This window comes from Rhodococcus sp. BH4 (assembly GCF_002079265.1).
GTDB lineage: Bacteria > Actinomycetota > Actinomycetes > Mycobacteriales > Mycobacteriaceae > Rhodococcus_F > Rhodococcus_F qingshengii.
This window is the reverse complement of the sequence record NZ_CP014941.1, coordinates 5,898,480-5,920,290: the sequence shown is the minus strand read 5'-3', so window position 1 is coordinate 5,920,290 and position 21,811 is coordinate 5,898,480. Positions and strand designations below refer to the sequence as shown.

Sequence of the window (21,811 nt, the reverse complement as noted above, 5' to 3'; positions counted from 1 at the left end):
GGGTTGCCTATGGGACGAAGAAGGTTGCGAAACCCGGGGTGACAGGTCCGGCGGCAGGCAATATGGCGACGGCAACTTGCCCGGCTCCAGTCTGCAGGGTTGCCTCTCCCGGGGTTCCTTGGTTGTCGCCAGAAAGCCGACCGGTGCCGGAGGCTCCTGTCGAGAGGTTCATCCAGCGCACTTCCGTCGAAAGCATGCAACCCCACCGCTCGTCTTTGGCGCCGGTGATCGTCACCGTGCCAGGTTGTTCGCCGACTACCGCCACACAGTGGACAGGGGGTGCGTCGAAGCTGCCGTTTGGGTTCCCGAACGGCGCCGGGTTGATTTGGAACGGAACGGTGACCGCAGCGGAGGCAACGGCTGCGGGCGCGAGAACCGATACGGCCACTATGGATACGCAGGCAGATAGTCGGCGTACGAGATTCGTCACGGTAACCTCCGGTAATCGAAGACGGTGTGGTGCCCATGCTCTACCCGGAGCGCAATTACCGCAAGGGGATCCAGTTTTCGAGCCAGCGGCGGTTCGTGAATCGCTGAGTGCGTGACCGTTTGTAGAATCGTTGTCCTGCAACGCGTATCGGTATACGAAGCCTGTATTGGGCGGTGAATAGCCCAATCATGCTGGGCTCCACCGAAAGTACTAACTTTCCAGCCATCGGCCAGCCGGCTTGCGGTGTAGCTCGACAAAGCTGGTGTTGTTCGCAAGGCGGGCCGAACGATTTCTCAGGGAAGGCAATGGATATGGATGATGCGCTCGTTCCGCTCGAAGATGCACTCCCGCAGCTGTTCTCGCATCTTTCGCCGTTTCACGCTGGCGTGAGGGGTCTGCGGCGTGGGCAGACAAGCCGCGTTTGGGGGGTCGAGCATCGAACTGTCGAATGATTGCGACAGCAGTGGATTTCGTTGGATAGAAGTGCGGAGACCAATCCTGTGTCGGTAGCTGCGGGTCTCGAAATCACGTTTCATCTACCAAACAAATGCTTGATCGCTAAAGTGTGTGCGACATCGAAAGCTCGACGAAGCTCGATTTCGAAGGAGTTCGTATGGTTGCACCTCAGGCTTATGTCGTCGATGCGCTCCGCACTCCGGTGGGTAAACGGCACGGCTCGCTCGCAGGAGAGCACCCAGCGGACATGGGGCCCACGTGATCACATCGATTCTCGACCGCACTCGACTGGACCCGATGGCCGTCGACGATGTGATCTTCGGTTGTGTCGACGCTATCGGGCCGCAATCGGGCAACATTGCCCGCACCGCCTGGCTTTCAGCAGGCCTACCCTTGGACATCCCAGGAACGACAGTCGACAGACAATGCGGATCTTCACAGCAAGCCGTCCACTTCGCAGCGCAAGCGGTCATGAGCGGGACCCAAGATGTGGTGCTTGTCGGCGGTGTGCAGAACATGTCCTCGATTCCTATCTCGGCGGCGATGCGTGCCGGCAACGAGTACGGATTCGACACGCCCTTCAGTAGGTCCCGGGGGTGGGCAGCACGATTCGGCGAGGCCGAAATCTCACAGTTCGTCGGCGCCGACCTGATTGCCAAGAAATGGGGTATCAGCCGTGAAGACATGGAGGAATGGGCACTGCAATCGCATCAGCGTGCCCGTGCTGCCATCACAGACGGCCGATTCGAGCGTGAGACAGTGTCATTGGGCCAATGCGTCGTTGACGAATGCCCACGAGAGACATCCATGGAGCAGATGGCTGCACTGCCCGCATTGAGGGATGGCTCGTTGCTGACGGCTGCTGTGGCTTCGCAGATCTGTGACGGCGCATCAGCGGCCCTGATCGTCTCCGAGAAGGCGCTCGAGGTTCATGGATTGAAGCCACGTGCGCGCATTCATCATATGAGCGTGCGCGGCGACGATCCGATGCTGCAGCTCTCGGCGCCGATACCCGCGACGAAGTATGCACTGGCGAAATCCGGCATGGCGATCGGCCAGATGGATACCGTAGAAATGAACGAGGCATTCGCTTCGGTAGTTCTGAGCTGGTTGATCGAGACGGGTGCAGATCCCTCCCGGGTCAATCCCAACGGTGGTGGAATCGCATTGGGCCACCCTCTTGGGGCCACTGGCACCAAGTTGTTCGCCACGATGTTGCACGAGTTGGACCGCATTGATGGACGGTACGGACTCCAAACCATGTGTGAGGGTGGCGGGACCGCGAACGTCACCATCATCGAGCGGCTGAGCTGAAATCGCCGACTGCGGTCATCACCTGGGTGCGACGGGACCGGCAATGTATCCACGCGTGTAAGACAAGCGATGTCAGAGGGTGATCGTGCGGGTGGGCTCCCAGATGGCGGGGTCGCGGTGGGTGACGACGAAGACGGTGGCCGCCAATTCCCGCACGGCGCCGGCGATGCGGCGCTCGGTGGCCTCGTCGAGGGCCGAGGTGGCTTCGTCGAGAACCAGGACGGGAGCGTCTTTGAGGAAGGCGCGAGCGATCGCCACCCGCTGACGTTCGCCACCGGAGAGAGCGGCACCCTGGTGTCCGATGTCCTGATGAATGCCGAGCGTCGAGCGGTCGAGAACGGCACCGAGGGCAGCGCGCCTGGCGGCGTCCTCGATCTCGATTTCGGTAGCGCCCGGTCTCCCCAGTCCGATGTTCTCGCCGAGGGTGCCCGAGAACACGAGTGGGTCCTGCGGCACGTAGCCGATATGTGCCGCCAGAGCGTCGTAGGGCAAGTCGCGCAATGAAACTCCGCCCAGAGTGACGCTGCCTTCGTCCGGGTCGTCGAAGCGCATGAGCAGCCCGAGAAGGGTGCTCTTCCCCGTACCTGAGCGCCCTGCGACGAGAACACGCTCCCCGGCGGGGATCTCCGCGTTGATACCGCGCAGAACCGGAGCGTGGTCCACTCCTACGACCTTGATGCCAGTTCCAACAGGGCGCGCGGCGTCCTGGGACGCGGGCTCGGGTAGTGCGGGAGCCGAAGTCGCGGCCCGATAATCGCGAACCGTTGCACGCAGTTCATTGACTCCGATTCCGGCCAGAGCGAGTTCGTCGAGCGGCGCAGCGGCGCGAGCGGTGAGGATGACGAGCGCGAGAGCGGCTGCGGGATCGTCGAATCCGGTGGCGGCGAGGAAAATCACTGCACCTGCCAGCGGCACAATGGTGGCGATCGCCGAGATGAATGTCGCTGGTGCCGCGGCGAGATTGGTCCGTGCAAGCGCGGCTTCCTGATTCCGCCAGCTTCGCTCGATTCGTTCGACGGAACGTGTGGGACCGGCTGCCGTACGCAGTAATTCGAGGTGGTCGGTGAGCTCGAGTGTCGACTGAGTTGCTGCGAGCTCGGCTTCGTGTCGGCGCTCGTCCGCTCGGCTGAGCGCACGTTGGGCCAGCGTCTGAGCGACGAGCGACACGGCGAGCAGTCCACCGACGAGCAGCATGACACCTGTCCCCGCGACGACCGCGATCCCAGGAAGCAGGAGCAGCGGGATCAGCGGTGCAACCAGGAAGGTCTGAAGTTGGTGCGCGGGAACACTCATCAGCGACGGGATTCCGCGCCCGGCGACGGTGGCGAGCAGTGCCCGGTTGTCGTCGGTGAACCAGGACAGTTTCGCACGGGCGAAGGCATCGCCGAGAGCGTCGTAGAGATCGCCGACGAGTCGAGCCCCGGTGAAGTAACCGCCCCGCGAGACCAGGACGGTCACGAATAGAGCGATGGTGGCCGTGGCCAGGACGAGAACCGGCGACCGGTGATCAGCGATCGAGAGCGCGAGGGTGGTGTACGCGATCGCCTCGAGGACAGCGACGGACACCCAACCGAGTCCGATGGTGATCAAGCGTCGTCGGGCTACATTGGCGCTGTTCATTATTCGGCTCCAGTCAGGGCTGCACTGTGCGAGGCAGCGTCGTTCACGTTTCGACCGCCGAGGTCGAGTCGATCGTCGGCATCGTCTGCAAGAGCGGGGTCGTGGGTGACGATCACAATCGTCTTTCCTTCGTCATGTGCGAGGTGTCGCAATTCCTTCAGCAGTTCGGCGGCCGTGCGATCGTCGAGTGCACTGGTCGGCTCGTCGAGCAGCAGTACTGCTGCGGGCGAGAGGAACACCCGAGCAAGCCCGACGCGCTGACGTTCTCCTCCGGAGAGTGAAGTGGCGTGGGCGTCGAGGCTGACGTCGATCTGTGCCCGGCGTAGTGCGGCGGTGTATTCCGCGTCCGTTGCATCGGGGGCGGCCAGCGCGATGTTCTCGCGCACCGTGGCAGGTAACACGTCTGCGCCCTGGGGTGTGAGCAGAACGGACTGTGGCCGCAGGTTCTCGTCGATCGCGGTGATGCTACGACCTGCGTAGCGGACGGTACCCAGTTCCGGGATCTCGAAGCCGGCCAACGCTTTCAGGAGCGTCGTCTTGCCTGCTCCACTCGGTCCCGTGATCGCAGTGATCGTGGCTGGGCGGAATGCATGCGTGACGTCGTCGACGACTCTGCGGTCCGCGATCGTGACAGTCAGGTTGACGATCTCCAGTCGATCGGAGGGACTCGAGGCCGGAACGGTTGGCGCTTCACCGGCAGGGAGGGTGGGTTCGTCCAGGGCAGCGGCGAGCCGGCCCGCAGCAGAGCGTCCAGCCGCGACGTAGTCGAGGCCGTGCCCGAGTCGCAGGGCCGGTGTCACGATTGCGAGGCTGAAGAGAATGGTGGCGGCCAACGTCGTTGCATCCCAGTGATATCCGACGGCATAGGCGATCGCGAACGTCGCCGTCGCCTGCATGAGGGCAACGGCGACGGCCGCAGGGGTAGCCACGAGTCGAACGCGCTCCTGCATTCCCCGGGTGAACCGTGCTGTCGATTCTGCATAGTCGGCGGCAGCGCCGGTCTGCGCGCCGTAGATCCGGCAGACGCGGATGCCGCGGGCATAGTCGTCCACGGCAGTCACGATGTCGCCCATGACATCTGCACTTTCGGTGCTGTGCCGAGCGGCCATTCGGGGGATCACGACCAGGTAGAACAGAGCTGCCACGATGCCGGGAGCCAGAGCGAGAAGCGCCACGGGGCCGGCTGAGGCAACCAACGCCGCGATCGTGACCGCGGGGACCACGATGAGTGTGGCGAACTCGGCCGGTAGGTGCGCAGTCATATGGTGCAGCGCCGAGATGTCGTCCGAAACGAGCCTCCGCAGTGCGTCTCCGCTGTAGCGGGACAGCGTGCTTGCCGGTAGGCGAACGAGGTGGGCTGCGAGCTGGCGTCGAAGCCTGGCCTCGAAGAGTGACTCGGCGTGATGCGAGAGCCACGACGACGTGGCCGCGAGCGTTACCCCGGTGAGCCACAGCCCACATGCCCACCCTTCCCAGCTCATCGACGGTTCACCGATGAGTTGCACGACGTACCAGAGCGCCCCGAGCATCGCGACCCCCGACGCTGCGGCCGCGACGACCCCGGCAGCCAATGCAGGCAGCGCCGGGCGCAAGGCCGGGACCAGCGACGGTTCGACGAGAGGGCGGGGCATGGATAACTCCTTGAATCAGCGTCAGAGTGCAGGCACGACAAATGACCGAGACCTAAGGTTAGGGGTCGATGGCTCCATGTGGTTATCGCCGTACGCCGATTTCTTACACTTGCCCAGCATCCGTCGGTGTCAGGATGCGGCCGAGATGGAACTCATGACGTCTTCCCACACGCCCATGACTGCGGGTTCGGTTGGACCCGTTTGGGTGAAGACTGCCACGCATTTGCGGCGGAAGTCGTACATCTCGATCGAGCTGGTCAGGCCGTGAACGCCGTGGGTGCGGGTCAGCCAGCACTCCGAGACACCATTCAGGTCGATCATCGTCCGGCAGGTGTCGGACGCCAAAGTCAGCGTCCCCCCGAACATGGCTGCGGCGTCGAGGTCACCACGGTGGATCTGCAGGCATCCGTTCCCGGCGACGACGGTCGTGACGGGCAGTTGGTGGTAGGACAGGTGCTCCATCCCGGCAGCCATGAGGTGAGGATCGACTCGCCGGTAACCGAGGGCGCCCAGAGCGACCAGGCCGCTACGACGTTCGCTGCCGCCGTCCGCGAGGATGAAGTCGAGCTGTGTCAGCTGATCGGCTTCGGCCCAGAATGCGGGCGTATTCGATGTCTGGATGGGAGGGCTTGTTTCCCTCGCAGTGCTCGGCGCAGTTCGCATCGCTTCGAAGGCGAGACGATCCGAGGCCGGGGTCAAATACGTGGTGTGTGAACTTGATCCGTGGATGTCGAACATGCGGAGCGTCGGCGGTAGGTGCTGCCCTGCTTCAGTGGTCACCACCGAGCCGAGGGAGGCAACGTTCAAACGTAGAGAGACGAGCCCGGGCGCGCAGACCAACGGATCGCCGGGAAATGTCGGAACGGAGTACTTGCCCGAGTCGTTGACAGCCACCGGACCTGCAACGGTGATTGCTACGGCGTCGTCCAAGAGTGGCAGCATTTTGCCGACTACCTCAGGTGCGGTGTCGATCAGTCCGCCGCGGAATCCTGGACGCGCAAGCAGTGCGTCCAGGTCCGACATGCGTGCCAAAGCTGCGCAACGACATTCGCCATGGTGCGGGCACATCTCAGTAGACATCCCTTAGGTACCGCTTCGATCGTTTGAGGTTGTTGACGTAATCCTCGGCGGCGTCCGCATCCAACCCACCGTGCTCGGCGACGACCTCGTGCAATGCGTCGTCGACGTCCTTTGCCATCCGAGTGGCGTCGCCGCAGACGTACACGTGCGCACCGTTTTCGAGCCAGTCGAACAAGTCTCGGCCCTGCTCGCGCATACGAGTCTGGACGTAGATCTTCTCGGACTGATCGCGCGAGAAGGCCAGATCGAGGCGAGTCAGGACACCGTCACGGGTCAGCCCGTTCAACTCGTCCTCGTAGATGAAGTCGCTCGACTGATGCTGATCGCCGAAGAAGAGCCAATTCTGCCCCGACGCGTTGCGCGCGCGACGCTCGTGCAGGAAAGCGCGGAAGGGTGCGATGCCGGTTCCGGGGCCGATCATCACGACGGGAACAGCGTCATCGGCTGGTAGGCGGAACGAATTGTTCTTTGAGACAAAAACTCCGACCCGATCGCCCTCGCCTACGCGGTCCGCCAGGTACGTCGAGCAGACGCCGCCGCGGTCCCGCTCGCCCGAGCGGTAGCGCACACTCGCTACCGTCAGATGGACGGTGCCGTCGTGGGCCAGCGGGCTGGAGGAGATCGAATAGACCCGATGTTGCAGCGGGCGAAGAAGTGTAAGCAGATCCTCGGGATTCAGGCGAATGCTGTTGTCCAACTGGAGGAGATCGAGAACGTCCTTGCCCCACAGCCACGCATCGAGCGCTTCCCGATCTTCCGTGTCGAGAATATGCTGCAGTTCGGCGTCGCCGCTGCGTCGGGCGATGTCTTCGATCAAATCGCGCGAGGGAATGGAGATCTCGTAGTCGCTGGTCAACACCTGGTCCAACGGTGCGGACGAGCCGTCTTTCGCGGTAACCACGTAATCGCCGCTGACACCGAGCTGATGGATGATCGCCTCGACGAGGGCGGGGTCGTTGATCGGGCGGATGCCCAATCCATCTCCGGCCTCGTAGTCCAGACCGTCCTCGCTGAGCGCAAAGGTGAAGTGGCGGACTTCCTTGGCTGAGTCCTCGCCGGACAACAGCCGGTTGGCGAGGACGGTTGCAGGATAGGGGTTCTTGCGAGTCCACTGGGACTTGGTCTTCGTCTGAGCGGGCGCAACCGGCGAGGCAGCGGCCCCCGCATCACCGTCGACACCGGCCACCGCAGCGACGGCCCGAACGATCCACTCGGCCGCCGGATCCTCGTAGTCGACGTCGCAATCGGTGCGGTCGACAACCCGGGTCCCGCCGAGCGCTTCGAAGCGGGCGTCGATGTTCTTTCCCGACTGGCAGTACCCGTCGTAGCTGGTGTCACCGAGTGCGAGTACTCCGAAGTAGAGACCCTCCAGCCGGGGCGCACTCTCGGATTCGACTGCATCCCAGAACAGCTGCGCGTTGTCGGGCATCTCGCCCTCGCCGTAGGTGGAGGTGATGACGAGCACCCGGCGCATGGCGGAAAGTGCATTGATATCCACGGTGTCCAGACCCGCGACAAGTGGTTCGAGACCGTGGGCACGAGCAGCTGCGGCCGCGTCTTCGGCCACGGACTCCGCGTTGCCGGTCTGGCTTCCGTAGAGGATGTGCACTGCTGCGCCGGCAGTTCTCTCCACTGTCGCTGTTGCAGCACCGGTTTGACCGGGCATGACAGTTCGTGAGTGTAGACCGGCCAGGAATCCGGAAAGCCACGCGCGTTGGTCGCCGTTGAACGGTGCGTATTCGGGGATGTACGGGATTTCCATTTTGAAGCTCACCTACGTTCGGGGGAGGAGGTCAGGACACCAGGTCGGGGATCGTGCGCGAAGCGAACAGTTCGTCGAAGTTCGGCAGTGATCCGAGCTTGTCCCGATTCTTGTTGTCTTGAAACAGAATCCACCCGTACGTCGCCGGGCTGTCCATGGCCAACACGTTGCGTAGGCTCAGCGCCTGTTTGTAGTCGTCGACGCGCTTGGCTGCAATCAACGCAGCCAACTGTTCGTCGTCGTAGCCGGCGAGAATCTCTTTCGAGTACTTGACCAAGTGCTGGACGAGGGCGAAGTCCTCGGTCAGCACCAGGTTTCGGGCCGCCTTCTGCACTGCTGGATCGTCGGGTCCGGACGCACCCGGCGTGCGGGCGGTGGCGAGTTGTTGCGCGAAGTGAAGCACGGTGTACTCACTGAGCAGCGCATACATCGTCGCCGTATCGGTCTCGCCGTAGGCAGGGACTGCTCCGTTCAGTGCGGGGCGCCCGTCGCGCACTGCGAGTTTGAAGGTGCGGACCTGACGTGCTGCGATGGCGGACGCCAATTCTTCGAGGAGCTCTTTGTGCGACTTCGCAGCCAGGATTGCATCACTGTCCTGGTAGAGCATCAGTGCCTTGGGCATCGCGTAGACGAACGAGTGCTGTTCGACTTCCCAGTTCTCGAGCAGTCGGGTGCCGAGCGCGGATCCCGTTGCCTCCACATGCAGTTCGAGCAGGAGTTGTACTGCGTGGTTGTGGACGGCGGCAAGAGGGTCGGTCGCAGCGGTGATCGAACCCAGCAGTACGGAATCGGTACTTGCTCGCAGTGCCAATTCGCCACGAGGGTCGTACTGGTAGAAGAAGCCACCACTCATGCCGTTGCCGACACCCTTGCCGAACTCGCCGAGATTCACGACAGCACCGTTAGTCATGTACTCCCCGGCGAAGTCTCCGACACCTTCGACGACAGCACTGGCGCCGGAGTTGCGAACTGCGAAGCGATCGCCTGCTTCACCTTCGACGAACACTCGTCCACCGGTGGCGCCGAAGAGCGCGAAGTTGCCGATCAACACGTTTCCACCGGCGTCACTGGAGCCGCCGCCTGGGCTGCGCACGGCAATCACGCCGCCGCTCATGCTCTTTCCTACGCCGTCGTTACATGTCCCGGTGTGTTCCAGGTGCATGCCGTCGTTGCAGAATGCGCCGAACGACAGGCCCGCAGATCCGGTCGTCAGGACGCGCACGCTGCCCGGCGCCAGGTAGCGTCGCCCACGCTCGTCGGTCAGTACTCCCGGAGCGAGAAGGCCGGCCGCTCCGTAGTTGAGTTCGCGTTCGAGGTCGATCGCCAACTGACCACCGACGCTCTTGTTCCGGTTACCCAGGTGCAGTGCACCTTCGGCGAATTCAGGTCCGGACACGGCGACCGAGGCCTCGCCACGGTTGAAGAACACCGTACGAACCTCGTCCATGATCTTCTCGTCGAGCGCGTACTCACGTTCGAGGTACACAGGATTGTCGATGGTGATGTCCGGGGCGGACTCGAACATCGCGTCCAGCTTCAGATTGCCGACAATAGACGGGTGATCGAGCAGATGCAGGAGATCCGTTCGACCCCGCGCTTCCTGAAGGGACCGCATTCCCAGATTCGCGAGCAGTTCCCGAGTTTCGTGAGCGATGTTGAGAAGGTACTGCGCCATCGCGCGGGGATCGCCGTCGAACAGTTCCGGGTTGGTGGTCAGACCGGCGGGGCACTTGATGTTGCAGTTCTTGGCCATGACGCAGCCCATCATCATCAGCGCCGACGTACCGAACTCGAAGCTGTCTGCGCCGAGTAGGGCGGAAGTGATGATGTCGCTGCCGGTCTGATGCGCGCCCGAGCATCGCAGAACGACTTTCTGGCGAAGGCCGTTGGCACACAGAGCTTGATGGACCTCGGCGATACCGACCTCGGCCGCACGGCCCGCGTACTTGAGGCTGGTCACCGAAGCGGCGCCGGTGCCACCGGTATTTCCGGCGACGTTGATGACGTCGGCGCCGGCCTTGGCGACACCGACGGCGATGGTGCCGATTCCTTCCGAGGACACCAACTTCACGATCACCCGAATGCGAGCTGCCTTGCAGTCGTGGATGAGCTGAGCGAGGTCCTCGATGGAGTACGTGTCGTGGTGAGGCGGCGGCGAAACCAGTTCGACCCCGGGCGTTCCGCCGCGGGCGGCAGCGATGTCGACGGTGACCTTGGCGGCCGGAAGCTGCCCGCCCTCACCGGGTTTTGCGCCTTGGCCGAGTTTGATCTCGATCTCTTCGAGCATCGGATCGGCGAGGTAGCCCGCCCAGATTCCGAAGCGTCCGGATGCAAACTGCTTGATGCGCGATGCACGAATCGTGTCGTAGCGCGAAAGGTGTTCGCCGCCTTCGCCGCTGTTGGACATCGCACCGACCATGTTCGTGCCGTGCGCGACGGCTTCGTGCGCCGGAGCGTTCAGTGCGCCATGGCTCATGGCACCCGACGCCAACTTCGGGGTGATGTCGCTTGCACTCTGTACCTCGGAGAGAGGTACACCTGCCGGTGCGACCCTCAGCTTGGACAGGAACTCTGCCGCAATACCGGTTGCATTCAGCACCAGATCCGGGTCGGTGGCCTCGATGGTGACGTCGTCGGCAAAGGCGACGGAAAGAGCATCGCCGAGTGCTACCACCCGAGCGGTGTCGTCGGCCAGTGGACCGTCCAGGCTAAGTGTGTACCGGCCGTCCGCGGCAGATTCACACCGGATTCCACGCATCACGATCGTCTTATTGCCGCGCACCGAGAATCGGCTGATCTGGTCGGTGAACTCGGCTGTCGTCACCGCAAATGTGACATCACCGGGCACGGAGATGACATCGCGCAACGCGGCGGGACGACGCGATCGTTCCGCAGCCATGACAGTGGAAAAGTCCCGGTACCCGGCGGTGATGTCGTAGTCGTCGATCTGCTCGGTGGTCAACCGGTCGAAGCTCGTCGCCCGGTATGCCCCGGCGTCGAGGCGGAAGGCGTCGTCGAGCCGTCCGAGCGGCAGTAGACGTAGAGCCTCGAATTGTTCTGTTCCGGAGGGACTGTCGAACGCGATCTTCTCTTCGGTGAGTTCGACGTACTTACGGACCGCGGTGGTACCGAACGAATGCCCTGCGCCGTCTGCACGCTCCTTGAACAGGCCGAGCAGTGGCAGATCCTTCTCGCCCCCGACTGCGCTCGCACGCTCGTGCCACTGCTTCGAGGTCACCGCGACGGTCTCGAAACCGACGCCACCCACCGGTGACTTCATGTTGGGGAACCACTGGCGCAGAACAGGGTCGGACGTATCGAGGAAGTTGGGTTCGAAAAATTCTCCGCCGATGTAGCTTTCGACGGTGCACAGACCGACGCGTCCCATCGTCTTCATCAGGGACTTCTCGGCGGCCTTCGCGAAGCGTCGGAACGCGGCATCCGGGTCAGCGGCGAACTTCTCCTCGGCTCGCAACTGAACGGACAGCGGGTAGACGGCGGAAGCGCCGAAACCGAGTGCGGCCGCAACGTGGTGGGAGGACTCGATCTGGCCGCTCTCCACGATGAGAGAGACGCGCAATCGCAGGCCCGCGTCGATGAGGCGTTGGTTCAATGCTCCGACGACCATGATCGCGGGAAGTGTTGCGCGCTCGTGAGATACGTGGCGGTCGGTCAGGACTGCGATTCCGCCCTGTTCGGCCGCGAAGGTTACAACAGCGTCGCCGAGCGCGGTCATCGCGTCGACCATTGCCTGCGCGTCACCCTCGGCGGGGTAGAGCATTTCGAAGCGGCGGTGCGGAGTGTGGTTCTGTTCGCGGATCTTGAGCATGTCCAGGTGCCCGAGGATCGGCGAGGCGATGACGATCTGCTTGCCCTGTCCGGGGGACATCTTCGCACCCAATGCGACCCGGAGGGTCATACCGTCCGCTTCACGGATGCTGTCGAGGGGAGGGTTGGTTACCTGGGCGAATCGCTGCGAAAAGTAACGTGCCACACCGCCTTCGCGGTCGCTGAATGCGTTGATGGCGTTGCCGTAACCCATGGCGGAGACCTTTTCGGCTCCGTGCGTGAGCATCGGATCCATCAGGAATTTGAAACTTTCCTGATCCAGGGAGTACGCCATGTAGCGCTGATGAACCTCGAAGGTGCCGTTGTAACGGGTCGGGGAGCTGACTTTCTCCGCTGGCACGGCGGGAATGTCTTCGATCAGGATTCGCGATTGCTCCAGCAACGACTGGTAGTCGCGCTGAGCGGCAATCTTTTCCAGAGCTTCGCGGGCAGTGTAGGTATGGCGATCGCGATGATCGAAGTACAACATTCCGCCGGCCTCGACGCGGCCACGGTGAATCACCGTCTCGGGTGCGAACGCGATCTGTCCGGCTTCGGAGAATGCGCACACGTAGTCGTGTGTCTCGATCGTGCGTAGTGGACGCAGACCGAGGCGATCCAGGCGCGCACCGATGATGGTGCCGTCGCCGAACACCAGCGCTGCCGGTCCGTCGTTCTTCTCCTCGTACAGCGAGAAGTACTCGAACATCGCACGCACTGCGGGGGAGAGGGTGGTGTCGTTTTCCCAGGCAGGCGGCATCATCGAGACCACAGCCGTCACCAGGTCGACACTGTCCTCGATGACGCGTGCTTCCAGGGTCTGATCGAGTCGGCAACTGTCGGACTGGCCGGGCGGACGGACGATCGCACGTCGTTTTGCACTGGCGACAGCAGCTTCGGAGAGCCGATTCTTCTTGTCCGTGTTCAGTTCTCCGTTGTGAGCCATGAACCGGAACGGCTGCGCCATCGTGGGATGCGGGTCCGTGTTGGTCGAGAACCGCGTATGGAAGTACATCGTGTGCACGGCGTGATCGGGGTCGACCAGGTCGCGGAAGTACGGGATCACTTCGTCGGAGTTCAAGCGACCCTTGAGAACCTGAGTTCGCGCGCTGAGCGAGAGTGGGTACAACCCGCGTAGTGCAGGGGTGTTGTACGCGATGGCTTCGATGGCGAGCAGAGCTTCGTGCACGAGGCGATCGACAACCGCAGGCTCGGGACGCGGAGTGGGGACCTCGAAAATCCACTGCCTGATCGGAAGCTGATGCGCGATGGCTGCCGGCCGAATCGCCGAGTCGTCGACCGGCACGTTGCGCACAGCGAGGGTGGTGAAGCCTCGGTCCAGAAGTTCGCGTTCCACCAGAGCGGCTGCACGAGCATGCTGAGCATCGTTGTCCGGAAGGAAGAAGTTGCCGACGCAGAAGCGGCCGGCGCGGAGATCTGAGCGCCCGGTGACCTTGCGGAAGAACCGGAGGGAGAGGTCAACCGAGACACCGCCGCCGTCGCCGACGCCCTCGGAAGACATACCGCCGCGGTGCGGTACCGAGCAGAGTGCTTCTCGCCCCTTGATCAGGACATCGTGGGTCTGCACGCCGTCCTTGCGCGTGATGAACCCGACCCCGCAACTGCTCTTGTCATCTGCGGGGTCGTACAAACCGACGATGGACGTGCTCACTGCAGCAACCTTCTCCCTGTCCTGGTTGCCCGGAGATTGTTCGACCGGGCAGATACGACGGCATGTATTCCGTCAGGGCAGGGCGTCGCTGCTTCGATGAAGCGGCACCCGAATGGGTTCAGACTACTGAGTAGAGGCTTACCTTAGTCAAGTCTACTTGGTGTGACTTGGATCTGAGCAGGTCAGAGGGTTGCTTTGTAGGCAAGTGCGTAGGCGATCTTGCCCGGCTTGTCGTCTGTGTACGGCTTGGACAGCTTTGCGAACTCGCCCTTGGACTCGGCTTTGCCGTCGTTCCAGGCCGACAGGACGCCAAGATCGGTGGCAGTGAATCCGCTGTCGACGACGGCATCGCCCGTCAACGCTGTCTGTGCTTTGGTCACCGACTTCACGGTGCCCAGGTAGCTGGAGAGATCATCGCGATTCCAGTTGGTGAGGTCGACGGGCGCGGTGTCGCGGACCCAGGCGCCCCAGTAGAACTCCTGGAACGGAATCGTGCCCGCGGCGAATCCGATGTCGCGGGAGAAGTACATCAAGCTGCGGTACTTGTCGTCGGCGAAGTTGGCCAGGCCGACGCTCTTCGGCAGAGCCTGGACCGGTACCTGGTTTCCGTCGACGTCACGCGACCAGACCCACTTGTTCTTCTCCATCTCGGTCCAGAAGGCACCTTCACTCAAGCCGCTGAGGTTGCCGAGAACCCGCAGTCGCACGTGAAGGTCGGGACCGCCGTCGGCCGTCTCGATGAAGGACGTGAGGGTGTGGTGACCGTCGGTCAGATAGAGATCGCCGCGGGGACCGACGACCACGGTCTTCATGGGCGCGATGCTCTCCGCGGTTTCCTGACCCACCGGGAGCTGGCAGGTGAAGGACGACGGGTCCTTCAGCGTCGACGCCGCAGTAGCGGTCGCGGCCTGGATCTGGCCGTTCGCCTCACACCAGTCGTCGAACTTCTTGTTTATCGTGTCTTTTCCGAGCGTGTATCGCCCGAGCTTGTAGTACACCTCGTCGTAGCCGAGGGACGGTTGTGTCGCGTGAACGTCGCCGATGCGCACGTCCAGGAGATCACCTTCCTTGGCGCACAGGTACTCCGATCCGCCGGTGGAGCCTGAGAACGAACCGGTGGAGATTCCGCCACACGCGAGGGGAGCGGCGACAGCGGGTGTGCTGACCAATGTTCCGGCGCCGAGCAGTGCCAGTGTTGTGAGTGCCGAGATGGCGGAACGACGCATGTGGGGATCTCTCCTGATGATGGGTTCGCACGTGAAGAAGCTTGCGTCACAATCGCTCAGGGTGGTTTCGGACTTACTGACAACAGACGTCCGCGCGGTGGCTACCACGTGAATTCACGTCGTAACCACCGCGCGGTGAGCCGGTAAGTCGGTCAGCCCTTGTAGTTGTAGAAGCCCTCGCCGACAGCAACGCCGAGCTTGCCCTCGTCGATGTAGTTCTTCTTGATGTAGTCGGCGAATTCGCGCTGCTTCTCGCCGCCCTGGGAGGAGATGTTGTAGACGGTGGTCAACCCGACGACGTCCATGATCTGGAAGGGGCCGAACGGGGCTCCGGTGCCGATACGCCACGTCTTGTCGACCATGTCGGGATCGGCGATGCCGTCGATCAGCAGGTCGGAGGCCGCGTTGAGGAGCGGGACCAGGAGCGAGTTGAGTACGTAGCCCGCCTTCTCCTTCTTGAGTTCGATCGGCACCATGCCGATGTTCTTCGCGAACTCGACGACCTCGCGGTACACGGTGGGGTCGGTGGACTCGGTGCCCATGATCTCGGCAGTGTTGTTGACCCACACGTGATTTGCGAAGTGCAGTGCGAGGAACTTCTCGGGGCGGCCGGTGAACTCCTTGAGATCGCTCGGCAGAAGCGTCGAGGAGTTTGTGGCGAACACCGTGTGCTCCGGAGCAACCGTGGCAAGCTTCTCGTAGGTGTCGCGCTTGATGGCGATGTCCTCGGGAATTGCCTCGATGACCAGGTCGGCCTTGGCGACGGCTTCGGCTAGATCGTACGAGTACGTAATACGTTGCAGCGCTTCGTCAGCCTTGCCTTCCTTGGCGCCCTCGACGTTCTCGGCCTTGTAGGCCGCGGCCAACGAGTCGAACCGAGCCTTGGCCTTTTCGATGACCTCGACGTTGATGTCGTACGCGACGACGTCGAAGCCGTGATAGGCGGTCTGATAGGCGATCTGTGAGCCGAGAACTCCGGTACCCAGAACGGTGATCTGCTTCAGTTCAGTCATTTTCGATCCTCAATCCTATTCGGTGGGTAGTCCGGCAAGCGTCAATCGGACCTGTGCGGCAACGATGTTCGTGAGTTCGTCAGCCGTGATCCGGTCCAATGCCGCGCGGGCTATTTCGAAGTGCAGCACGTTGGAAATCGTTCGCGCTGCAGTGGTGGTTCGGGTGGTGTGGTTGGGGTGTGCCTCGTGCAAGATTTGCGCAATCCGCGTTTGCAGGCGCTGCGAGAGTTCCAGGCCTTCGGCCCGGAAACACTCGCTGGGCTCACCGAACAACACCTCGCGTTGGTAGATGCCGGTGTTCTCGTCGTTTCGGCGACTTGCGATCAGCAGGGGTGAAACCAGCTCGAGCACACGATCTTCTGTGCCGGTCGACTTGGCTTCACGCTCTTCTCCCAATTCGATCTGCTTGCGGTACTCCGCGTTGTACACCATGAGCAGCAACTCGGCTTTGCTTGCGGCGTAACGAAAGAGAGTGCCGCCGGCTACATCGGCGCGGTCGGCAATTTCTTGAGTTGTGACTGCGCTGTAGCCCTTTTCCGCGAACAGTTCGGCAGCGGCGTCGAAGATGCGTGTCTGCTTCTCGAGTTTGTTGCGTTCGCGACGGCCCAGCTCTTGGTCCGGCTTCGTCATCCCGCTCACCTCGTTCCATTTCGGATCACGCTCATAAATGAGTCTACTCCGAAATGTCGGGAGGGTGGAGTCTCCTCCGTCACATCACCGCAGTCCGCTGACCCAACCGGCGAACACGTCTGAGAACACGTCCGCTTCGCACGCATGCGCCGATTCGGGATAGGCGCACTCTGGGTATCCGGCGACGACGGCGGCAAGTTCGACGTTGCAACACTGCGCCAAGAGGCCACGCAGGAGATCCGCAACCGACCAGCCCGCGACGGATACCGCAGGGATTCCCTCTTCGTCGTACACCTTCACCAGATCGGCGTGCCTCCAGGACAATTCCTCGGCCACCAGTGCATCAGGGTTGAAAGACATGGCGCGGTCGAGTGATCCGCGCAGAAGTGAGTGCGGATCGTCCTCGCCGCGAAGCTTGGTCGCGAGGTCCGCCGGCGCCTTCTGCATGACGAACATCCAAGGTTTGCCGTCGGGAAAGACTCCACCGAAGCCTGCCACGTTGAACGGTAAGTGGCTACTGAGAAAATCGGTCTCCACGTCGACGTGTTGATCGTCGCCCAGATGAATGAAGTGGCCGGAGGCAATCTCCTCGCCCATTGCCGGCTCAGCCCATGTGTTGTTCCACAGATCGGTCATCCGACTGCCTTCGGGAAAATCGAGAACCTCGAAGAGGAAACCCATGTCTCTACAACTCCCCGTCGAAGTGGGTGGTTACTCCACCGGTCAGTCGAGAAACCGTCTGCGCCGATGTCGCGAGGACGACTCGGCTTGTCTCGAAGGTCATCTCGTCGCGTTCGGTGTCCTCCGATTCGGGATCCTCGGCGAGTGAGAAGTCGAGTTCCACCTCTCGATCGGTGCTGGAACAGACCGAGATCATCAGCCCGAGTCGTTCGTCGGTGAACGCCGGAAGCGATTTCTCGGGATGGAAGTCTGCGGCCGCGTGAAAGAAGAACGCCGCCAGCCGTTCGACGAATCCGTCGTCCGTATGTCGGCTGAGATACTGATTGAAGCGGTCGGGGCTGAGCAGTCCGACGTCGAAAACGAGTGTGGGCACGTCGGATTCGAAGACAGTGGCGGGAACCGCATGACTGCGAAGGAAGACTGCGGCGCCGCCGTATCCCGGCAACCTGAACCCATCACGCATCTGGTGTACTCCCGTCGCAGTGGTGTCCTGTCCACGCTAGGCCATTGCTCGGCCGCGTGCTGCCTACTCGAGTAGGCAGCTTGATGGAAGAATCACCGCCTATGACTGCTGTCCTGTACCCGCCCGTCGAACCGTACGAGTCCGGTCTGTTGGAAGTGGCGGATGGTCAGAGTCTGTACTGGGAGACAGTCGGCAATCCTGCGGGCATTCCGGTTCTCTACCTCCACGGCGGTCCCGGTTCGGGATGCACTGTCGGCGCCAGGCGTTTCTTCGATCCCGAAGTCTTTCGCGCAGTTCTGTTCGATCGGCGAGGCTGTGGGCGCAGTCTTCCGCTAGCGAGCAGTCCGGACGTCGATCTGACCGTGAACACCACGGCGCACATTGTGGAAGACATCGAGCGTCTTCGTGAGCATCTCGGTATCGAGCGATGGATCGTCACGGGACTTTCCTGGGGCGTGAGTTTGGGTCTGGTGTACGCGCAGGCGTTTCCCGCGCGGGTGCAAGCGATGGCCCTGGGCGCGATCACCGGCGGGACGAGGGTCGAAATCGAGTGGATCACCCGTGCCATGGGCCGGGTATTTCCGCGTGAATGGGAAGAGTTCGTGGCGCCGTTGCCGGTGGACGAGCGTGACGGAAACCTCCCCGCGGCGTACGCGCGACTGCTTGCCGATCCGGATCCTGTTGTGCGCGAGAATGCCGCGTTGCAGTGGTGCCGTTGGGAGGATGTGCACGTCTCGCTGATGCCGGGGTGGACTCCGAGTGTTCGATACCAGAATCCGGACTTCCGCCGGGTGATGACCAGGCTGGTCACGCATTACTGGGGTAACGACTGCTTCCTGGCGCCGAATCAGATCTTGGACGGAATGGACCGCCTCGCTGAGATTCCCGCGATTCTCGTGCACGGACGGTATGACATTTCCGGGCCACTCGACACTGCCTGGGCGATCCACCAGCGGTGGCCGGGTAGTGAGTTGGTGGTGCTCGACGACGCCGGGCATGGCGGTGGCGGATTCAACGAGGCAATCGTGGAAGCTCTGAATTCACTGGCTCATTCGATCTGATCGAGTGCCCCGGCGCGGGCCGCGGCGAGCGCGCCGGCAGCAGCACGATCGGCAACCGACTGGTCGACGGGTAGATCGGCGACCAGCAGGCGATAGTAGATGGGTGCGGCGACGGCCGCCAGAAGATCCGCGGCCGAGACCTTCTCGGAGATCTCCCCGCGCTCGACTGCTCGGCGAACGACGATGTCTGCCAGTTCGTAACGTGCGGAATAGAACTCGCGCTTGAGTCTCGCGACCTCGGGCGTGCGGACCGCATCGGAGAACAGTGCAGCCACCAACGCGCCGCCTGACTCGCTGGTCACCAGTGCGACTATCGATCTGGCCATCTCGCGCAGATCGGATTCGATGGAACCGGTATCCGGGATGGGAACGGTGGTTGCCGATACCTCGATCGCCGCGTCGGCCACCAGTTGGGACAGCGTGCTCCATCGCCGGTAGATCGTGGTCTTGTGGACTCCGGAGCGGGTGGCTATGTCCTCGATGGTCATCGCGGCGAATCCGCGTTCGGACAATTCGGCCGCCGTGGCTGCCAGGACGGCCTCGCGCACCCTGGCACTACGCCCTCCGGGCCGTTGTGGTGTCGAAGTCATGAGTCAACCTTATCGCAACAAGGTGTTGTGTTAGCTGGAGGCACGTGGTTCACTGAGCTAATGCAACTGATCGTTGCATTAGAGATGAATTGAGGGGTGTTTCCCATGTCATACGAATTTCCTGTCGATCACCGAGGCCTCTTCGAAGAGCGCACAGGACAGTTTCTGAGCTTCGGGCTCCCCGTCTCGGATCTCGAGGAACTGCGCGCGTCCATCCACTCGACCTGGGCCGACGCGCCGGGTGGTTGGTCGTACGAGTGGTCGGCGTTGGCAGCAAAGTACTCCGCGGCCGGCAATCATTCACTCGCGGCGATGATCTACGGAATCGCCAAGTTCCCCGTCCTGGCCAACGATTCGCGGCGCCGGGCCCTGCAGAATCAGGTGGACGAATACGTCAAGGCAGCACCGGGATTCGGGCTCGAGTTCGAGCGTCGAATCCTGTCCCTGCCCTACCGATCCGGCGAGATCGAGCTACCGGTGCACATTCTCTCCGTGGACGGGAGGTACGAGGATGCACCCGTCCTGTTGCTCAGCGGCGGCGTCGACGGCTGGAAGATGGACATGCATCCGTTGGTCAGTGCGTTCGCGAAGAACGCCGGAGTGACTGTTGTTGCCTTCGACCAGCCGGGAACTGGTGAATCACCGGTTCCTCTCGACGCTTTCGGTGACGAGGTGATCGACGGACTGGTGGCGACGGCTCGCGCCCTCGGCAATGGCCAGGTGGCACACCTGGGAGTCTCCTTCGGTGGCAACTTCGCCGTGCGGTCGGGGTTGACCGGCGCCGTCGATGCCGTGATCAACATCGGCGCCCCGGTCAAGGGCGCGTTCGAGACCGCGAACGCGGAGCGCCTGGTCTACGGCATGGGTGACATCGTCGGAAACGCACTGGGTTTCGATGCACCGGCAACCAAAGAGGCGCTGGTACAGGGTCTGCGTGCTTTCGATCGCAGTGTCTTGATGACCGCCGACGACGGCCGGACCCCGATGCTTGTGGTCAACGGGGCCGACGACGTTCACATCCCGCTCTCCGACACCACTCTCTTCGAGGAGCGCCCGAACACGCAGGTACACGTCATCCCGGATGCGGGGCACTGCGCAGTGACCAAGCTGCCCGAGTTGACGCCGATGATGATCGAGTGGCTACGAGATGCCCTGTCAGGAACCGCTCCACGAACCGGTCGATGATCCGCCGCCGAAGCTGGCAAAACGATACGTCGCAAGAACGGCCTTGTGATCGGTCGGCCACGGCGTCGGTGAAGCGATGAAGTTGTCCTGGGAGTTCTCCTCCACTCTTTTGTTGTGCACGATCGTCTTTCGCGGGCCGATGATCCCGACGGATCCCAGCTTCAGGTCGGAAGCGCGGTCGGCGAAGATGTAGTCGATCCGATCGCGTTCGTCTGCCTCGGGTGCCCAGGTGAGCTGTGAGGTGTCGACGTCGGGATTGTCGGACGGCCAGGTGAAGCCCGGGTGTGTGGCCGGGTTCGGGTACTTACTGCGGTAAGCGTCGACGAATCCGGCTTGGTCGAGCAGGCGGGTGGATTCCCAAGGAACGACTACACCGTTGTGGTCGAACAGATTTCGCGTGCCGTCGGTCCAATCCAGGGCCGAGGGTTCGTTGAAATCGCCACCGAGGATGACGGATCTGCCCTTGGCCCGTTCTTGTGCCGCATCGTCGACGAACGTCGAAATTGCCTTGGGTCGTCCCGAATTGATGTTCACGCGCTGAACCGTCTCGGGGTCCGTGACCGGACCGGACGACATCTTGTTCCAGCCGAACTCGGAGAACTCTCCGGGCTTGGGAACACCCGCGCCGTATCCGCGCGGTAGATACGTCGCGTAGGACGTGTAGGCCAGATGTGCCGAGTACGCAGCGATTTGTTTGCCGTCGACCGTCACGACTGCCTTGATCATCGAGTTCAGGTCGGCTGTTTCCTCGATCGGAAACTTGGAGAGAATCCCCACGTCGGAGGACGCTGCTCCGTAGAAGGTGGTTCCTGATTTGGTCAGCATGTCGGCCAATGCAGTTGTCGCAGTGCCGGCTTCCGACAGGAGAACTATCGACGCCTGTGTCGAGATGATCATGTCGGCGATCAGCTGCAGGCCACCGTTGATCTTGGTTCCGCCGTGCCAGGTGTTGAGGGAGAGCACTTTGATCTCCTGCGCGGGGCTCGCCCCCGCGACGGAGGTATTGGCACCCAATGTAAATGCGCTCGCGGTGACTGTGCCCGCGGCTACCGCCATCGCCTTGACCATCTGGCGGCGCGTCAATCCATTCATCAAATCCCGGCTCTCGTTGTCGTGTGCTCGAACCCCCGGAAGATGATTACCATCGCTACCTAAACGGACAGTTAACC

General features: G+C 62.4%; 15 protein-coding genes and 1 pseudogene. 3 read left to right on the top strand and 13 right to left on the bottom strand.

Going from position 1 to position 21,811, the window contains the following annotated elements:
• Positions 1 to 7: 7 nt before the first annotated feature.
• On the bottom strand, positions 8 to 388 hold the full coding sequence (locus tag A0W34_RS27475) for a hypothetical protein (protein WP_003943006.1): 381 nt from the start codon (positions 386 to 388) through the stop codon (positions 8 to 10).
• A gap of 655 nt (positions 389 to 1,043) precedes the next feature.
• Here A0W34_RS27475 and A0W34_RS27470 point away from each other — a divergent pair.
• A pseudogene (locus tag A0W34_RS27470) lies at positions 1,044 to 2,200 on the top strand (acetyl-CoA C-acetyltransferase).
• A 72-nt stretch (positions 2,201 to 2,272) separates the two neighbouring features.
• On the opposite strand, the gene A0W34_RS27465 reads toward A0W34_RS27470, so the two are convergent.
• The 10 genes from A0W34_RS27465 to A0W34_RS27420 form a co-directional block, all read right to left on the bottom strand.
• A complete protein-coding gene (locus A0W34_RS27465) occupies positions 2,273 to 3,820 on the bottom strand; it encodes an ABC transporter ATP-binding protein (RefSeq protein WP_081558597.1) in 1,548 nt (515 codons plus the stop codon).
• Positions 3,820 to 5,451 carry an ATP-binding cassette domain-containing protein gene (locus A0W34_RS27460; RefSeq protein ID WP_081558596.1) on the bottom strand — a complete coding sequence of 544 codons (1,632 nt, stop codon included), beginning with the start codon at positions 5,449 to 5,451 and terminating at the stop codon, positions 3,820 to 3,822. Before A0W34_RS27460 ends, A0W34_RS27465 begins: the two co-directional genes overlap by 1 nt.
• A gap of 129 nt (positions 5,452 to 5,580) precedes the next feature.
• Positions 5,581 to 6,474, bottom strand: coding sequence for a hypothetical protein (locus A0W34_RS27455; protein ID WP_054188368.1), 894 nt, complete (start codon positions 6,472 to 6,474; stop codon positions 5,581 to 5,583).
• 46 nt (positions 6,475 to 6,520) lie between these two features.
• On the bottom strand, positions 6,521 to 8,293 hold the full coding sequence (locus A0W34_RS27450; protein WP_081558595.1) for a sulfite reductase subunit alpha: 1,773 nt from the start codon (positions 8,291 to 8,293) through the stop codon (positions 6,521 to 6,523).
• 31 nt (positions 8,294 to 8,324) lie between these two features.
• Positions 8,325 to 13,793 (bottom strand): glutamate synthase-related protein, encoded by a 5,469-nt coding sequence (locus tag A0W34_RS27445; protein WP_081558594.1) that lies wholly within the window; start codon positions 13,791 to 13,793, stop codon positions 8,325 to 8,327.
• Between the two features lie 182 nt (positions 13,794 to 13,975).
• Complete coding sequence (locus A0W34_RS27440; protein WP_081558593.1) at positions 13,976 to 15,019, bottom strand: ParB/Srx family N-terminal domain-containing protein; 1,044 nt, start codon at positions 15,017 to 15,019, stop codon at positions 13,976 to 13,978.
• Between the two features lie 152 nt (positions 15,020 to 15,171).
• Entirely contained in the window at positions 15,172 to 16,032 is an 861-nt protein-coding gene (locus tag A0W34_RS27435; RefSeq protein WP_081558592.1) for a 3-hydroxyacyl-CoA dehydrogenase, read from the bottom strand.
• Between the two features lie 15 nt (positions 16,033 to 16,047).
• A complete protein-coding gene (locus tag A0W34_RS27430) occupies positions 16,048 to 16,662 on the bottom strand; it encodes a TetR/AcrR family transcriptional regulator (protein WP_030536169.1) in 615 nt (204 codons plus the stop codon).
• Positions 16,663 to 16,746: 84 nt separating this feature from the next.
• Complete coding sequence (locus A0W34_RS27425; protein ID WP_063315497.1) at positions 16,747 to 17,343, bottom strand: hypothetical protein; 597 nt, start codon at positions 17,341 to 17,343, stop codon at positions 16,747 to 16,749.
• Positions 17,344 to 17,347: 4 nt separating this feature from the next.
• Positions 17,348 to 17,806 (bottom strand): hypothetical protein, encoded by a 459-nt coding sequence (locus A0W34_RS27420; protein ID WP_003942982.1) that lies wholly within the window; start codon positions 17,804 to 17,806, stop codon positions 17,348 to 17,350.
• Positions 17,807 to 17,907: 101 nt separating this feature from the next.
• Between A0W34_RS27420 and pip the strand changes: the two genes are divergently transcribed.
• Entirely contained in the window at positions 17,908 to 18,867 is a 960-nt protein-coding gene (pip, locus tag A0W34_RS27415; RefSeq protein WP_081558591.1) for a prolyl aminopeptidase, read from the top strand.
• Here pip and A0W34_RS27410 read toward each other — a convergent pair.
• Complete coding sequence (locus A0W34_RS27410; protein WP_232329943.1) at positions 18,855 to 19,457, bottom strand: TetR/AcrR family transcriptional regulator; 603 nt, start codon at positions 19,455 to 19,457, stop codon at positions 18,855 to 18,857. The genes pip and A0W34_RS27410 overlap by 13 nt on opposite strands.
• A gap of 105 nt (positions 19,458 to 19,562) precedes the next feature.
• Between A0W34_RS27410 and A0W34_RS27405 the strand changes: the two genes are divergently transcribed.
• A complete protein-coding gene (locus A0W34_RS27405; protein ID WP_063315498.1) occupies positions 19,563 to 20,642 on the top strand; it encodes an alpha/beta fold hydrolase in 1,080 nt (359 codons plus the stop codon).
• Here A0W34_RS27405 and A0W34_RS27400 read toward each other — a convergent pair.
• A complete protein-coding gene (locus A0W34_RS27400; RefSeq protein ID WP_081558589.1) occupies positions 20,613 to 21,734 on the bottom strand; it encodes an endonuclease/exonuclease/phosphatase family protein in 1,122 nt (373 codons plus the stop codon). The genes A0W34_RS27405 and A0W34_RS27400 overlap by 30 nt on opposite strands.
• Positions 21,735 to 21,811: the final 77 nt, after the last annotated feature.

Bases quoted from the DNA above. Each gene is read 5' to 3' on its own strand.
- A0W34_RS27405 (WP_063315498.1), top strand. From the start codon at position 19,563: ATGTCATACGAATTTCCTGTCGATCACCGAGGCCTCTTCGAAGAGCGC.
- A0W34_RS27440 (WP_081558593.1), bottom strand. From the start codon at position 15,019: ATGCGTCGTTCCGCCATCTCGGCACTCACAACACTGGCACTGCTCGGC.
- A0W34_RS27430 (WP_030536169.1), bottom strand. From the start codon at position 16,662: ATGACGAAGCCGGACCAAGAGCTGGGCCGTCGCGAACGCAACAAACTC.
- A0W34_RS27455 (WP_054188368.1), bottom strand. From the start codon at position 6,474: ATGTCGGACCTGGACGCACTGCTTGCGCGTCCAGGATTCCGCGGCGGA.
- A0W34_RS27425 (WP_063315497.1), bottom strand. From the start codon at position 17,343: ATGGGTTTCCTCTTCGAGGTTCTCGATTTTCCCGAAGGCAGTCGGATG.
- A0W34_RS27410 (WP_232329943.1), bottom strand. From the start codon at position 19,457: ATGACTTCGACACCACAACGGCCCGGAGGGCGTAGTGCCAGGGTGCGC.
- A0W34_RS27460 (WP_081558596.1), bottom strand. From the start codon at position 5,451: ATGCCCCGCCCTCTCGTCGAACCGTCGCTGGTCCCGGCCTTGCGCCCG.
- A0W34_RS27400 (WP_081558589.1), bottom strand. From the start codon at position 21,734: ATGAATGGATTGACGCGCCGCCAGATGGTCAAGGCGATGGCGGTAGCC.
- A0W34_RS27420 (WP_003942982.1), bottom strand. From the start codon at position 17,806: ATGCGTGATGGGTTCAGGTTGCCGGGATACGGCGGCGCCGCAGTCTTC.
- pip (WP_081558591.1), top strand. From the start codon at position 17,908: ATGACTGCTGTCCTGTACCCGCCCGTCGAACCGTACGAGTCCGGTCTG.
- A0W34_RS27435 (WP_081558592.1), bottom strand. From the start codon at position 16,032: ATGACTGAACTGAAGCAGATCACCGTTCTGGGTACCGGAGTTCTCGGC.
- A0W34_RS27465 (WP_081558597.1), bottom strand. From the start codon at position 3,820: ATGAACAGCGCCAATGTAGCCCGACGACGCTTGATCACCATCGGACTC.
- A0W34_RS27450 (WP_081558595.1), bottom strand. From the start codon at position 8,293: ATGGAAATCCCGTACATCCCCGAATACGCACCGTTCAACGGCGACCAA.